The 13,917-nt window shown below is 71.5% G+C and carries 14 protein-coding genes; 5 read left to right on the top strand and 9 right to left on the bottom strand.

What is annotated here, in order from left to right:
- Positions 1-86 precede the first annotated feature (86 nt).
- The 6 genes from pstB to HUT12_RS17415 all read right to left on the bottom strand — a co-directional run bounded on the left by pstB (position 87) and on the right by HUT12_RS17415 (position 6,340).
- Positions 87-950, bottom strand: a complete 864-nt coding sequence (pstB, locus tag HUT12_RS17440) for a phosphate ABC transporter ATP-binding protein PstB (RefSeq protein WP_131052806.1) — start codon at positions 948-950, stop codon at positions 87-89.
- Position 951: 1 nt separating this feature from the next.
- Positions 952-1,866: a phosphate ABC transporter permease PstA gene (gene pstA, locus HUT12_RS17435; protein ID WP_131052807.1), complete on the bottom strand. Its 915-nt coding sequence runs from the start codon at positions 1,864-1,866 to the stop codon at positions 952-954.
- Positions 1,866-2,855: a phosphate ABC transporter permease subunit PstC gene (pstC, locus tag HUT12_RS17430; protein ID WP_236145691.1), complete on the bottom strand. Its 990-nt coding sequence runs from the start codon at positions 2,853-2,855 to the stop codon at positions 1,866-1,868. Before pstC ends, pstA begins: the two co-directional genes overlap by 1 nt.
- An 85-nt stretch (positions 2,856-2,940) precedes the next feature.
- Positions 2,941-4,017, bottom strand: coding sequence for a phosphate ABC transporter substrate-binding protein PstS (gene pstS / locus HUT12_RS17425; protein WP_131052809.1), 1,077 nt, complete (start codon positions 4,015-4,017; stop codon positions 2,941-2,943).
- A 192-nt stretch (positions 4,018-4,209) separates the two neighbouring features.
- A complete protein-coding gene (gene phoU, locus HUT12_RS17420) occupies positions 4,210-4,854 on the bottom strand; it encodes a phosphate signaling complex protein PhoU (RefSeq protein WP_131052810.1) in 645 nt (214 codons plus the stop codon).
- Between the two features lie 124 nt (positions 4,855-4,978).
- On the bottom strand, positions 4,979-6,340 hold the full coding sequence (locus tag HUT12_RS17415) for a hypothetical protein (protein ID WP_254876861.1): 1,362 nt from the start codon (positions 6,338-6,340) through the stop codon (positions 4,979-4,981).
- Between the two features lie 104 nt (positions 6,341-6,444).
- Here HUT12_RS17415 and HUT12_RS17410 point away from each other — a divergent pair, with 104 nt between their 5' ends.
- Entirely contained in the window at positions 6,445-7,047 is a 603-nt protein-coding gene (locus HUT12_RS17410) for a bifunctional 2-polyprenyl-6-hydroxyphenol methylase/3-demethylubiquinol 3-O-methyltransferase UbiG (RefSeq protein ID WP_176094056.1), read from the top strand.
- 23 nt (positions 7,048-7,070) lie between these two features.
- A complete protein-coding gene (locus HUT12_RS17405) occupies positions 7,071-7,676 on the top strand; it encodes a bifunctional 2-polyprenyl-6-hydroxyphenol methylase/3-demethylubiquinol 3-O-methyltransferase UbiG (protein ID WP_176094055.1) in 606 nt (201 codons plus the stop codon).
- Positions 7,677-7,754: 78 nt separating this feature from the next.
- Here the strand turns inward: HUT12_RS17405 and eccB are convergent, their stop codons facing one another.
- Positions 7,755-9,131 (bottom strand): type VII secretion protein EccB, encoded by a 1,377-nt coding sequence (gene eccB / locus HUT12_RS17400; RefSeq protein ID WP_176094054.1) that lies wholly within the window; start codon positions 9,129-9,131, stop codon positions 7,755-7,757.
- Between the two features lie 104 nt (positions 9,132-9,235).
- Between eccB and HUT12_RS17395 the strand changes: the two genes are divergently transcribed.
- Positions 9,236-9,979: a spermidine synthase gene (locus tag HUT12_RS17395; protein WP_176094053.1), complete on the top strand. Its 744-nt coding sequence runs from the start codon at positions 9,236-9,238 to the stop codon at positions 9,977-9,979.
- A 72-nt stretch (positions 9,980-10,051) separates the two neighbouring features.
- Entirely contained in the window at positions 10,052-10,228 is a 177-nt protein-coding gene (locus HUT12_RS17390) for a hypothetical protein (protein ID WP_162854349.1), read from the top strand.
- 24 nt (positions 10,229-10,252) lie between these two features.
- On the opposite strand, the gene HUT12_RS17385 is transcribed toward HUT12_RS17390, so the two are convergent.
- Positions 10,253-11,404, bottom strand: a complete 1,152-nt coding sequence (locus HUT12_RS17385) for an acyl-CoA desaturase (RefSeq protein ID WP_131052815.1) — start codon at positions 11,402-11,404, stop codon at positions 10,253-10,255.
- Between the two features lie 17 nt (positions 11,405-11,421).
- Positions 11,422-12,513 (bottom strand): ferredoxin reductase, encoded by a 1,092-nt coding sequence (locus HUT12_RS17380; protein WP_131052816.1) that lies wholly within the window; start codon positions 12,511-12,513, stop codon positions 11,422-11,424.
- An 84-nt stretch (positions 12,514-12,597) separates the two neighbouring features.
- Between HUT12_RS17380 and HUT12_RS17375 the strand changes: the two genes are divergently transcribed.
- Positions 12,598-13,833 carry a CdaR family transcriptional regulator gene (locus tag HUT12_RS17375; RefSeq protein WP_176094052.1) on the top strand — a complete coding sequence of 412 codons (1,236 nt, stop codon included), beginning with the start codon at positions 12,598-12,600 and terminating at the stop codon, positions 13,831-13,833.
- Positions 13,834-13,917 lie beyond the last annotated feature (84 nt).

Here is a 13,917-nt window from a genome sequence, read left to right as displayed (position 1 = left end):
GCCCGGCGCGACGTCGACACGCCGCGCAGGACGGTCCGCCGCACGGCAGGACGGCGTGCGGCCCGCCGTTGCACCGTCGCTCCGGCTCAGCCGAAGCGGCCGGTGATGTAGTCCTCCGTACGCTTGTCGGCGGGGTTGGTGAACAGCTTGCCGGTCTGGCTGAACTCGACCAGGCGGCCGTGCCGCACCTGCTTGTCGTCCACCTCGGCGGTGAAGAACGCGGTGTAGTGGCTGACCCGGGCGGCCTGCTGCATGTTGTGCGTGACGATGACGATGGTGTAGTCGCTCGCCAGCTCGAACATCAGGTCCTCGATCTTGGCGGTGGCGATCGGGTCGAGTGCCGAGCAGGGCTCGTCCATGAGGATCACCTCGGGCTTGACCGCGATGGTCCGGGCGATGCAGAGCCGCTGCTGCTGGCCGCCGGAGAGCGCCAGGGCGCTCTTGCGCAGCTTGTCCTTGACCTCGTCCCAGAGCGCGGCACGGGTCAGCGCCTCCTCGACGTGGTCGTCGAGCCGGCCCTTGATGCCGTTGATCCGCAGCCCGTACGCGACGTTGTCGAAGATGGACTTGGGGAACGGGTTCGGCTTCTGGAAGACCATGCCGATGCGGCGGCGGACCTGGATCGGGTCGACCTCCTTGGCGTACAGGTTCTGGCCGTGGAAGAGGACCTCGCCTCCCACCCGGGCGCCGGGGATCGGGTCGTTCATCCGGTTGAGCGCCCGCAGCACCGTCGACTTGCCGCAGCCCGACGGCCCGATCATCGCGGTGACCTGGTTCTGCTGGATCGGCATCGAGGTGCCCCGCACGGCCTCGTAGCTGCCGTAGAAGACGCTGACGTCGTGGAGCTGCATCACCGGTGCGGTCGACGACACGGTACCCGCGGCGGTGGTGCCGGGGGCGTGCACCGCGACGGACGGCCGGGTGGTGAGGTCGGTGTCGTTACTGGCCATGTCAGCGCTCCTTGATGGCGAACCGGCTTGCGATGAGTCGGGCGATGATCGTGAAGCCGAGCACGATCACGATGAGCGTCAGGGCGGCACCCCAGGCCCGGGACTGGGCCGCCTCGAAGGGTTGGCTGGCGTTGCGGAAGATCTGCGCGGGCAGCGCGGTGTTGGTGCCGTCGAAGAGGTTCCAGTTCGGCGCGAACACGATGCCGGTGACGATGACGATCGGGGCGGTCTCACCGGCGGCCCGGGCCACCGCCAGCAGCGAGCCGCTGGTGATGCCGGAGATCGCCGCCGGCAGCACGACGGTGAGCGTGGTACGCCACTTGCGCGCGCCCAGCGCCATGCTCGCCTGCCGCAGCTCCTCGGGGACCAGCCGGAGCATCTCCTCGCTGCTGCGGATCACCACCGGCAGCATCAGGCAGGCAAGCGCCAACGAACCGGCGAAGCCGGTCTGCTTGCCGACCATCAGCACCCAGGCGATGTAGATGAACACGCCCATCACGATCGACGGCACGCCGGTCATCACGTCGGCCATCAGCCGGATGATCCGGGCCAGCGGCTTCTGCTTGCCGTACTCGTTGAGGTAGATCGCGCCGAAGACGCCGAGCGGGATGGCCATCAGTGCGGCCATGCCGGTGATGGTGAGCGTGCCGACGATCGCCGCCGACATGCCACCGCCGTCGCGGCGGTAGGAGTTCGGGATGTCCTCGGTCAGGAAGGACAGGCTCATCACCCCGGAGCCCTTGGCGACGACCTCGTAGGTCACCAGGGCCAGCGGGACGACGGCGAGCAGCACGGCGGTCCAGATGGCCCCCGTCGCGAGGTGGTTGCGAAACCGCCGACGGCCGGAGAGGGCCGCCCTGGTCAGGTCGGGCCCGCCGGCTGCGGCCCGCTGGGCCGGTGGTGCGGTGACGGTCATTACCTGCTTCCCTTCATCCGCGCCTCGGCCCGGCGGACGACCACCTGGGCGAGCACGTTGATCAGTACCGTCATCGCGAACAGCACGACACCGAGGCCGATCAGGGCGGCGGTGAAGGTGCCGGTGGACTCGCCGAACTGCTGCACGATGACCGCGGCCATGGTGTTGCCGGAGGCGAACAGGTTGGCGGTGATCTGGGTCGAACCGCCGATGACGAGGGCCACCGCGATGGTCTCCCCCATCGCCCGGCCCAGGCCGAGCATCACCGCGCCGACGATGCCGCCGAAGCTGTGCGGGAAGACCGCGCCCCGGATCATCTCCCAGCGGGTCGCGCCGAGCGCCAGGGCCGCGTCCTTGTCGGCGCGGGGAACGGTGCCGAACACCTCGCGGGTGATCGAGGTGATGATCGGCGTCACCATGATCGCCAGGATGATGCCGGCGGTCATGAAGTTCCGACCGCTGCTCACCGGGCCGAAGAGGCTGCCGAGCACCGGCACGCCGCCGAGCACGTCGTGGATCGCCTGATAGATCGGGACCAGCGCCGGTGCGACGACCAGGATGCCCCACAGGCCGAAGACCACCGACGGCACGGCGGCCAGCAGGTCGATCACGGTCACCGCCGGGGCGCGCAGCCGCCGGGGCGCCAACTCGGTGAGGAACAGCGCGATGCCGATCGAGACCGGCACCGCGAACAACAGGGCGATCAGCGACGAGACAGCCGTGCCGAACGCGAACGACAGCGCGCCGAAGATGGCGTCGCCGGTCGCCGGATTCGGGTCCCAGACCCGCTCGGTGATGAAGCGCAGCCCCATCGCGTCGAACGCCGGCCACGCCTCGGTCACGGTGGTGACGAGGATCAGCCCGAGCACGGCCAGCACGAGCAGGCCGGTGCCCAGGGTCCACCAGGAGAAGACCCGGTCGCCGAGGGCGCTGGAACCGCTTTGGGCCAGCGTCGGCCGGGGGTCGGGGGACTTGGTTGTCACGGTCATCTTCACTCCAGCTCAGGTACCCCTGGTGGGGACGGGATCGTGTCGATCCCGTCCCCGGATGGAACGCCCAGCGATCTTGATCTGATCAGCCCTGGATCTTCTCGACCTGGGCCAGCGCCTTCTCCTTGAGGGAGTCCGGCAGCGGCGCGAAGTCGATCTCCGGAGCCAGGTCCTGGCCCTCGTTGAGCAGGTAGGTGAGGAAGCCCTTGACCAGCTCGGCCTTTGCGGCGTCGCCGTACGAGGTCTTGACGATGATGAAGGTCGGTGCGGTGATCGGGTACGAGCTGGCCCCGGCGGCGTCGAGCGGGTTGTAGCTCAGGTCCGCCTCGACCGCCGCGCCCTCCAGGCCGGCGGTGGTGCCCTCGATCGACGGCGCGACGAACTGGCCGTCCTTGTTCTTGATGGCGGCGAAGGTGAGCTGGGTGGCCTTGGCGTCGCTCAGGTCGACGTAGCCCACCGCGCCGTTGGTCTGCTTGACGATCTGCGCGACACCGGTGTTCTTCTCACCGCCCTGGGTGCTGGCCGGCCAGGCCACCGTGTCACCGCTGCCGAGCTTCCAGGTGGAGCCGGCGGCAGCCGCCAGGTACTTGGTGAAGTTGTTGGTGGTGCCGGAGCCGTCCGAGCGGTGCGCGACGACGATCGGCGTGCTGGGCAGCTCGACGCCCGGGTTGTCGGCCTTGATGGCGGCGTCGTCCCAGGTCTTGATGTCGGTCTGGAAGATCTTGGCAAGCGTCTCCGGGCTGAGCTGGAGCTTCTCGACGCCCTGGAGGTTGTAGGAGATCGTGATCGGCGCCGCCACGGTCGGCACGTAGAGGAACGAGTCGGCGGCCACGCCGTCGGTCTCCTTCACCAGGCTGTCGGTGCCGGCGAAGTCGACCAGGCCCTCACCGAACTGCTTCTTGCCGGTGCCGGAGCCGGTCGCGTTGTAGGTGACCGTGACGTTGGAGGCAACGCCCTTGAACTCTTCGATGACCTCTTGGTAATACGCGTCCGGGAAGCTGGCGCCGGAGGCGTTCAACGCGCCGGAGAGGTTCGCGTAGGCGCTGTCGCCGCCGCTTCCGCCCGGCTCCGTGCCGTTGTCATTGCTTCCACAGCCGGTAAGCGCGAGCGCGGCAAGCGCGACGCCGGCGAGGACGCGCCGCGAGAGCACGTTGCGGTTCACCAGGTAAGCCTTCCTATCGGGGTGCATCAGCCCGTCCGGGCCGTACGCGAGTCAAGGTAGGAGGCGCAGGTAGCCGGACTCCCGGACCCAGGTGAACGAAAAGTGAACTTGACGGCTCGACCGGTGGCCGGACCGGAGTCGGGATGTGACGTTCCGGGGGCGACGTGCCGGATGCCCGGAATGGGACCCCGGTCAGAGCCGGATGGTGCCCGTGGCCAGGTAGACGACCTGTCGCGCCACGTTGACCGCCTGGTCGGCGTACCGCTCGTAGTAGCGGCCGACCAGCGCCAGGTCGATGGCGGACTCCACCCCGTACGGCCAGCCGGCCACGAGCTGCGACAGCAACCGCTGCTGGGCGGCGTCGACCTCGTCGTCGTCGAGCCCGAGCTGCATCGCGTCCAACCGGTCGCGGGTGGCCAGCACGACGGCGGTCTTGTCGGCGATCCGGGCCGCCGCGTCGGCCATCTCGGTCATCACCGGGACCGCCGGTGCCGGAACCACACCCACCGGATACCGCATCAGGACCACCTTGGCGACATGCACCGCGAGGTCACCCATCCGTTCCAGGGCGCCGGCGATCCGCAGGGCGCACACCACCAGCCGCAGGTCGGACGCGACCGGCTGGTGCCGGACCAGCACCTGCGGGATCATCGCCTCGACCTCGGCCCGCCGCTGGTCGAGCACCGTGTCGGCGGTGATCACCGCGTCGGCGGCGCCCCGGTCGATGTCGAGCAGGGCGGTGCTGGCACCCCGGATCGCCGCGCTGGCGTCGCGACTCATCGCGGCCAGCACGCCGGTGAGTCGGTCGAGCTGCTCGTCGTAGCTGTCCCGGCTCATCGCGCCCCTCCGTCCGTCCAGGCCGTCCCACCCGCCGGTGGCACGTCACCGCCGCGCCGGGGGCAAGGCCCGGCCCGCAAAGCTACCTGCCACGCGCATCCGTGGTGCCCGGCCCCGGCGGCGGTCAGTCGGCCAGCACGTCCAGCAGCAGTGCCGCCGTCCACCCGAAACCCGCCGAGCCGAGACCCGCGCCGGTCTCCGGGTGGAAGTACTCGTGACAACCGGCGGTCTCGACCAGCCCGATCATCGACGCCCGCAGGCCGGCGGCGAGTCGGTCCTGCCCGTGCGCCAGCAGGCCGTGCCGCACCAGCCAGTTCACGTTCATCCAGCTCGGACCGCGCCAGTAGCGCAGCGGCTCGAAGTCGGTCGCGGTGCGGTCGTGGCTGGGCAGCGGCCGATCCATCCCGGCGGCCAGACCGAAGCGCGCCGAGGTGGCCTCCGCCAGCACCGCCTCGACCTGCCGTGCCGGCAGGTCGGGCAGGATCAGCGGGGTCAGCCCGAGCACCGTCCGGGCCGGGGTCAACCGACCGGTGCGCAGGTCGCGGGCGTGGAACGTACCGGTGGCCGGGTCGTACAGCCGGTCCACCAGCGCCGCGGTGATGCGGGTCGCGTTCTCCCGGTGCGGTCCAGGGTCGGCGTCGACCTCCCCGGCGATGCGCGCCAACGCGTGCTCGGCGACGCCCATCGCGGCGTTGAACAGCGGACACTCCACCAGGAACGGATGCCGCTCGGCAAGCCCCTCGTCGCGGTAACCCGCCGCCCGGTAGGCGGTGACGACGGCGACGTACCGCGCGTAGTCCAGGTCCGTCGGCCGGTGCGCGGCGGCGGCGTGCACGGTGTCGCGCCGCCGGTACGCCCGCATGACCGACGCCTCGGCGGGTACCGCAGCCAGCGGTTCGTCCCAGGCCGGGCTGTTGTCCAGGCCGGACTCCCACGGGTGCACCACGGCCGCCAGCCCGGCCCCGCCGACGTCGCGGTGGGTGGCGAGGTACCGCTGCTGCGCCACCAGCCGGGGATAGAGCCGCCGCAACGCGTCCCGGGCCTGCGGGGACGGCGCCCGCTCGTAGGCGTGCCAGGCGGCCAGCGCGTGCACCGGCGGCTGGACCAGACCCGAGGTGGCGACCGCAGGGGCACCCTCGACCTCGGTCGAGGCCCAGAAGACCGGACCCGGGAAGTACGCGGTGGCGGGCACCGCCGGGTTGAACACGATGTGCGGCACCCGGCCGTCACGCCACTGGGCGTCGAAGAGGCTGGACAGCTCCGACCAGGCGCGCTCGGGCCGGACGTGGGCCCAGCCGATCGCGATGAACGCCGAGTCCCAACTCCACTGGTGCGGATAGAGGCTGCGCGACGGCACGGTGTGGTCGTGTTCCCAGTTGCCGTCCAGAGTGGCCCACGCCGACTGCCGGAGCGCGGCGTACCGCCCACTGGCCAGGTCGGCCGGGGCAGGGCTCGGCCCGCTCGACGGAACAGTCCGGTTAACCATGAGTCACATCCAGGTAGCGCTACGCTCCTCGCTAGGCTAGACGATCGTGGCACCAGTCACTGCGCACGGGGGCGCGCGAACGATCGACGCGAAGGAGCCCATCGATGCACCAGGGTCCCACGGGAACCGAGGGCGAGGACTACACCCACCGGTTGCAGCAGCTCAGTGGCGCCCGGTGGAAGAGACTCCTGGACGTGCAGGCGCCGTACCGGTGGAACCTGCGACGGCTCGGCCTCGGCCGTACCCTCGATGTCGGGTCCGGGTTGGGCCGCAACCTGGTCAACCTGGGCGCCGGCGCGGTCGGCGTCGACCACAACCCGACCTCGGTGGCGCACACCCGCTCGCTCGGGCTGGAGGCGTACACCACCGATGAGTTCTTCCGCAGCGCGCACGCCCGGACGGACGCGTTCGACTCCATGCTCGCCGCGCACCTGCTCGAACACATGCCGGCCGAGCAGGCCCGCGAGGTGGTCGCGTCGTACCTGCCGTTCGTCCGTTCCGGCGGCCGGGCGGTCTTCATCACCCCGCAGGAGCGCGGGTACGACAGCGACGCGTCGCACGTCCGGTTCGTCGGCTTCGCCGAGGCGGCCGAGACCTGCCGCGAACTCGGGCTGACCGTGCTACGGCAGTACTCCTTCCCGTTCCCCCGCATCGCCGGGCGGGCGTTCACGTACAACGAGTTCGTGACCGTCGCCCGGCTGCCCTGAGGCCCGCCGGTTACGGTGGGCCCATGGGCAACCCGACCCGGTGGGCCACCGACACCGGCCCCGAGCACTCCCAGTGGTACGTCGACCGGTTCCGCCGCATGGCGGCCGACGGGATCGACCTGGCCGGGGAGGCGCGGCTGTTGGACGCGCTGGTGCCGCCGGGCTCCCGGATCCTCGACGCCGGCTGCGGCACCGGCCGGGTCGGTGCCGAGCTGGCCGCCCGGGGGCACACCGTGGTCGGCGTGGACGCCGATCCGGTCCTGGTCGAGGCGGCCCGCGCCGACCATCCGGGACCACGCTGGCTGATCGCCGACCTGACCGAGCTGGACCTCGCGGCGGCCGGCGAACCCGAGCCCTTCGACGCGGCCGTCCTGGCCGGCAACGTGATGGCCTTCGTGGCGGCCGGCACCGAGGTCGCCGTGCTGCGGCGCGTCGCCGCGCACCTGCGCCCGGACGGGGTGGCGGCGATCGGATTCGGCACCGACCGGGGCTATCCGCTGCCCGACTTCGACGCCGACGTGGTCGCCGCCGGGCTACGCCTGGAGCACCGCTTCGCGACCTGGGACCTGCGTCCGTGGCGGGACGACGCCGACTTCGCCGTCACCATCCTGCGCCGCCCCACCCCATAACTGCCCTGAGGTGTAAGGAGGGGACCCTTCCTATACACCAGGCGTTAGTAGGGGGCCCTTCCTTGCACCGGACCGGGCTCAGTCGGGGGTGGCGGCCTGGCGGGCCGTCTCGGGGTCCAGGGAGGCTCCGGCGGGGACCAGGTCGACCACGCCCGCAGGCAACCGGACCGGTCGCACGTCGCCGTAGCCGAGCATGGCCGGTACGGCGGCGTCGGCCAGGACGTACCGCCGTCCGAGGTCGGTGACCAGCGAGACCGCCCCGCCGGTGGCACCGGGTGCGGCGACGGACTCGACCACCGCGCCACGTCCCGGCTCCACCACCACCTGCTCGGCCACCTGACCGGTCGGTCGGTGCGGGGCGGCGGCCGGCTCCGGCAGGGCCACGCCCAGGCGTACGTCGACCGGGCCGGTGTCGTCGCCGACCCGCGCGCAGAGCGTCGACGCGTCCTCGGTGGCCAGCGGCGGCGGCAGTTCGGGTGGCGCGCCGGCTCCGTTCGGGGCGAGGTCGTCGAGTTGCGGCAGGGCGGCGAAGCGACCGAGGCTGACCTGGTCCGGCTCGCGCTGGCCGGTCCGGGCCAGCAGCAGCGCGGCCTGCAACTCGGTGATGCCGGCCAGACCGTCGCGGAGCACCACCGCGTACTGCCGTCCGCCACCGGGGTTGCGCACCACCAGCGCGTCGCCGACCCGCGCACCGGCGACGCCGACGGAGCGGTCACCGAGGCCGGGTATCTCCAGCGGCTTCAGGTCCGTCCCGGCCGGGACGGCGTTGAGCAGGGCCGCAGCCACCGGAACGGCCCGCGCCCGGGTGACCGCCAACGCGGCCAGCACCCGGTCGGTGTCCCGGACCAGGTGCCGTCGCTGCTGCCAGAGCAGGTGCAGCGCGCCGTCGGGGGCGCGCAGCAGCAGGGCGTACGCGCCGAGCGGCCGACCGTCGTCGGCCCCGGCGCCGATCATCAGCACCGAGCGGGGCCGCTCGGTTCCGGCCGGGGTCGCCACCGACGAGCAGACCGTCCACGGCGCGGTGGTGAGCCGCCGGGTGTCCGGTAGCGAGTCGGGTGCGTCGCCGATGCCCAGCGGTACGCCACGCGGCACCCCGTCGAGCGAACGGCGTGACACCACCACGGTTCTCGGCTGCTCCGCACCGACGATGAGCAGCGCCGACGCGTAGTTGCGCACCGGGTGCAGGCGTTGTTCGCGGTAGACGAACCGGGCACCGGACTCCTTCTCGACGATGACGGCGGCGGTGTCCCGCCACGTCGCGCCACCCCCGGTGAACAGGCCGTAGAGGGCGAACGCCCCCAGCCCGACGACCGCCACCAGGACGCTGGCCAGCGCGGCACCGGCGAGCCGACGCATCGGTGACTGCACCGGGTCGGTCTCGCGCATCACCAGCGCCGCCACCACCCGCTGGAGGGTGAACTGGTACGAGTGGAGCTGGTCCTGCCGCGACGGCATGCGATCTCCTCCGCGCGAGACGGTCGGCGCACAGGATATGCGGCGTGTCGATGTCGCGTGGACCGTGCGTCACCACCCGTCGGCAACCGCGTAGCATCCGGCCGGTGAGCGTACGTTTCGAGGAACTGGCCTGGCGTCCGACCCCGATCGGTGAGATCAGCCTGCGCCGACGCCGGGACCTCCGTCTCGACCTCGACGTGTACGAGGTCAAACTCGACGACGAGTTCCTGATGTCGAGCCTCTTCACCGCCGGTGAGGTCGAGCTGGCCCGGTTGGGGCTGGCGCCGCTCGCCGGGACCGGTCTGGACGTGGCGGTCGGCGGTCTCGGGCTCGGGTACACGGCGCGGACCGTGCTGGCCGACGAACGGGTGGGCGCACTGCTGGTGGTGGAGGCGCTCGAGGACGTCATCGACTGGCACCGGCGCGAGTTGTTGCCGTTCGCCGCCGGGCTGACCACCGATCCGCGTACCCGGTTGGCCCGGGCCGACTTCTTCGCCCGGGTGGCCGGCGGGGAGGGCCTCGACCCCGACGCGCCGGGGCGTCGTTTCGACGCCATCATCCTGGACGTCGACCACTCCCCCCAGCATGTGCTGCACCCGAGCCACGCCGACTTCTACACTCCGGCGGGGCTGGGTCGCCTGGCGCGGTTGCTGCGGCCGGGCGGGGTGTTCGCGCTCTGGTCGGACGACCCGCCCGAGCCGGGGTTCGAGCGGGTGCTCGCCGAGGTCTTCCCGACCCACCACAGCCACGTGGTGCGCTTCGCGAACCCGCTGACCGGCGGCGAATCGGCCAACACGGTCTATGTGGCGCAGACCACGACCGGCCCCGACCTGGTCGGGCAGGCATGAGGCCGGGCCGGACGGGGTAGCTGACCAGGCAGGCCGCCCGGATCGTCCGGGCGACCCGTCCAGGAGGTGGAGATGCGTGCCCTGCTCTGGGTGGTCGGCGTGGTGGCCGGTGTGCTCGTCCTGCTCGGGCTGCTTCTCGAAGCGGTCCGTTGGCTGCTCATCATCGGTGTCATCGCGCTCGTCGCGGTGATCGTGCTGGCTTTCGTCAAGGGGCGGCGGTCGGCCCAGAACTATCCGAGCCGCCGTTGACCGGCGGCTCGGAAGTCGGCGGTGTCAGACGCCGGCGGCGGCCAGCGCGGGCGTCGCCGGTCGGTCGTCCGAGGTCGTCTCGGTGCGGCGGCGGCGGTTCGGCAGGGCGAGGCGGAAGACCTTGCCCCACGCGGAGAGCACCTGTCGCGGCAGGGAGCCGGTGACGTACTTCAGGCCGTACTTGTCGAAGAGCGCCCGCACCTCGGGGGCGATCTCCTGGTAGCGGTTGCTGGGCAGGTCGGGGAAGAGGTGGTGCTCGATCTGGAACGACAGGTTGCCGGTCATGATGTGCATCAGCTTGCTACCGCTGATGTTGCCCGAGCCGAGCATCTGCCGCAGGTACCACTCGCCCCGGGTCTCCCCCTCGATCGAGGTCTTCTCGAAGGTCTCCACGCCCTTCGGGAAGTGCCCGCACATGATCACCGAGTGGCTCCACACGTTGCGGACCAGGTTGGCGGTGAAGGTCGCGGCCATGGTGTGGAAGAACGACGGGCCGGACAGCAGCGGATGGACCACGTAGTCCTTGAGCGCCTGGCGGCGGATCTTGCGGCCGACCGCGCGGAGCCGGGCCCGGAACTCCGGGCTCTTGTGCTTGCCGTCCTTGAGGTTGTTGGCCAGGTCGAGGTCGTACGCGGCGACGCCGTACTCGAAGAAGCAGGCGTTGACGAAGTTGTAGACCGGCTGGCCCAGGTAGGCCGGGTGCCAGGGCTGGTCCTCGTCCACCCGCATGATGCCGTACCCGAGGTCGTTGTCCTTGCCGACCACGTTCGTGTAGCGGTGGTGCAGCTCGTTGTGCGATTCCTTCCACTGCGAGGCGGGGGTGGCGTGGTCCCACTCCCAGCTCGTCGAGTGGATCTTCGGGTCGCGCATCCAGTCCCACTGACCGTGCAGGACGTTGTGCCCGATCTCCATGTTCTCCAGGATCTTGGCCACCGACAGACCCGCGGTGCCGATGATCCAGGCCGGCGGGAACAGCGAGAACAGCAGCACCACCCGGCTGCCGACCTCCAGCTTGCGCTGCGTCGAGATGACCTTGCGGATGTACGCGGCGTCCCGCTCACCCCGGGAGTTGATCACCCGCTCCCGCAGGGCGTCGAGCTCCCGGCCGAGGTTCTCGATGTCCTCGGCGGTGAGGTGCGCGATCGGGTTGTTGGCCTTCTTCTGGATCACGGTCACGGCGGCGGTTCTCCGATTCAGATCTCGAGTTCGCAGGGCCCGGCCGCGGCCGACACGCAGGTCTGCACGCGTACGCCGTCGCCCGGCAGGGCGGTGGTGAGCTGTCCGTTGCGCAGGTCGCGGACAGCGCCCTGGCGAAGTGGCAGCACGCAGCCGAAGCAGATGCCCATCCGGCAGCCGGAGGGCATCAGCACGCCGGCGTTCTCACCGGCGTCGAGCAGCGGGGTGGTGCCGTCGGCCGCCACCGTCACCGACGAGTTGGTGAAGGTGACCGTGCCGCCGTCACCGGCGGTGATGATCGTGGGTCGGAAGCGTTCGGTGTGCAGGCGCTCGACCTGCCCACGGGCCTCCCAGTGTGCCTCGGCCGCGTCGAGCAGACCGAGCGGGCCGCACGCCCAGGTCCGGCGCTCCAGGTGGTCGGGGACGAGCGTGTCGAGTTCGGCGACGTCCAGCAGGCCCTCGACGGAGGTGTGGCGCTCCACCAGCCGCAGGGCGCCGCGTGCGGCGAGGGCACGCAGTTCCGGGCCGAAGACCACGTCGTCGGCGGTCGGCGCCGAGTGGACGAGCACCACGTCGCTGCCGTCCAGCGCGCCCGAGCGCAGCATCCCGGCGACCGGGGTGATGCCGCTACCTGCGGTAAGGAACAGCACCCGCTCCGGCGCCGGCGAGGGCAGCACGAAGTCGCCGCGTGCCTGGTCGAGCTGCACCAGCGTGCCGGGGCGCGCCCGCCGCACCAGGTGGTTGCTGACCACGCCGTCGGGGATCGCCTTGACGGTCACCGAGATCGGGTCGGTGCGGCGGCCGGGTGCCGAGGTCACCGAATAGGCCCGCCACTGGCGTACGCCGTCCACGTCGACGCCGAGGCGCACGTACTGGCCGGGGACGTGGCCACGCCAGCTGCGGCCCGGCTGGATCAGCACGGTCGCCGCGTCCGCCGTCTCAGGGCGCACCTCGACGATCCGCCCGCGCAGGTCGGCGCTGGCCCGCAGCGGGGCGACCAGGTCGAGGTAGTCCCCGGGCAGTACCGGTGTGGTCACCGACTCGGCGAGTCGCCACAGACGGCGTCGAAGGGATACCTTGGCGCCGGGTCGCGGAACGGTGGCGGTCATAGAACGATGGTCGCCGTGTGCTGGGCATAAAATCTTGGCCGGCGAAGGTAAAGCGACCCATCCGTTTTGTGCGGGGAGAACAACGTGGCGGAAAGTTCCGGCACCAGCCACCGGGCGGCTCGCATCGAGTTGGACCAGCGGGTAGCCCGTGAGCTGCGCGAGCGCCTGCCGCTGGTCGCCGAACGGACCGTCACCGCGATCACGGCGGAGGTGCCCAGTTACTCCGGCACCCTGACCGGACAGATGCGGGACAAGATCGAGAACGCGGTGCAGATCGCGTTGGGCACCTTCCTGCAACTGCTCGAACGGTCCCACGGCGGCGATCCCAGCACACCGCTGGTCCCGGCGCTGGAGGCCGCGTACGCGCTGGGCAGCGGCGAGGCCCGGTCGGGTCGCAGCGTGGACGCGCTGCTGGCCGCGTACCGGATCGGCGCCCGGGTCTCCTGGCGGGAACTGGCCGCCACCACGGTGGCGATCGGGTCACCCGCCGCTGCGGTCGCCGAGTTCGCCGAGCTGATGTTCGCCTACATCGACGAACTCTCCGCGGCCAGCGTGGCCGGGCACGCCGACGAGCTGGCCAGCGTCGGGCGGGCCCGGCGGCGGAACCTGGAACGTCTCACCCAGCAGTTGCTCCTCGGCGAGCCGGAGGACGTGCTGGTGCGCAGCGCGGAGCGGGCCGACTGGCCGCTGCCGCAGACGCTGACCGTCGTGCTGCTGCCGCAGACGAAGCTGCGCGGCGCACTGGCCCTGCTCGACGAGCACACCCTGGAGAGCAACGAGGAACTGCCCGCCGGGGAGTCGGGCGCAGAGACCGCCGTGCTGCTCGTACCGGACATGCACGGCGACCGGCGACGGCAGCTCGCCCGGGTGTTGCAGGGCCGACGCGCCGTGCTGGGCCCGGCCCGCTCGTGGGTCCGGGCCAGTTCGTCCTACGAGCGGGTGCTGCGGCTCAACGCCCTGGGCATCGCGCCGCCCGACGACGGGGAGCCGGTGGACACCGAGCACCATCTGGCCGAACTGCTGCTCAGCGCCGACCTGGAGGCTCTGGCCGACCTGCGTGCCCGGGTGCTGCAACCACTGGCCGCGCTGCCCCCGGCCAGTGCCGAGCGGCTCGCCGAGACACTGCGCTCCTGGCTGCTGCACCAGGGGCGACGCGACGACGTCGCCGCCGACCTCTTCGTCCACCCGCAGACCGTCCGGTACCGGATGGGTCAGCTCCGCCAGCTCTACGGCGAGCGGCTCACCGACCCGCACTGCCTGCTGGACCTCACCGTGGCACTGGCGCTGCCGGCACCCGTCCCGCCCGCCGCGACCCCCTGAGCGGCCCACCGACCCTCGCGGCGCGGTCGTGGTGATGTGTGTCGTCGTGATGTGTTAGGAAGGGTCCCCTGCTATGCACCAGGC

Origin of the sequence: Verrucosispora sp. NA02020 (genome assembly GCF_013364215.1) — a bacterium.
GTDB lineage: Bacteria > Actinomycetota > Actinomycetes > Mycobacteriales > Micromonosporaceae > Micromonospora.
This window is presented reverse-complemented; position numbering and strand designations above follow the sequence as displayed.

What these genes read in the sequence shown, in the direction of transcription:
- pstB (WP_131052806.1), bottom strand. Translation starts at nt 950, where the DNA reads ATGGCCAGTAACGACACCGACCTCACCACCCGGCCGTCCGTCGCGGTG.
- pstA (WP_131052807.1), bottom strand. Translation starts at nt 1,866, where the DNA reads ATGACCGTCACCGCACCACCGGCCCAGCGGGCCGCAGCCGGCGGGCCC.
- pstC (WP_236145691.1), bottom strand. Translation starts at nt 2,855, where the DNA reads ATGACCGTGACAACCAAGTCCCCCGACCCCCGGCCGACGCTGGCCCAA.
- phoU (WP_131052810.1), bottom strand. Translation starts at nt 4,854, where the DNA reads ATGAGCCGGGACAGCTACGACGAGCAGCTCGACCGACTCACCGGCGTG.
- HUT12_RS17415 (WP_254876861.1), bottom strand. Translation starts at nt 6,340, where the DNA reads ATGGTTAACCGGACTGTTCCGTCGAGCGGGCCGAGCCCTGCCCCGGCC.
- HUT12_RS17410 (WP_176094056.1), top strand. Translation starts at nt 6,445, where the DNA reads ATGCACCAGGGTCCCACGGGAACCGAGGGCGAGGACTACACCCACCGG.
- HUT12_RS17405 (WP_176094055.1), top strand. Translation starts at nt 7,071, where the DNA reads ATGGGCAACCCGACCCGGTGGGCCACCGACACCGGCCCCGAGCACTCC.
- eccB (WP_176094054.1), bottom strand. Translation starts at nt 9,131, where the DNA reads ATGCCGTCGCGGCAGGACCAGCTCCACTCGTACCAGTTCACCCTCCAG.
- HUT12_RS17390 (WP_162854349.1), top strand. Translation starts at nt 10,052, where the DNA reads ATGCGTGCCCTGCTCTGGGTGGTCGGCGTGGTGGCCGGTGTGCTCGTC.
- HUT12_RS17380 (WP_131052816.1), bottom strand. Translation starts at nt 12,513, where the DNA reads ATGACCGCCACCGTTCCGCGACCCGGCGCCAAGGTATCCCTTCGACGC.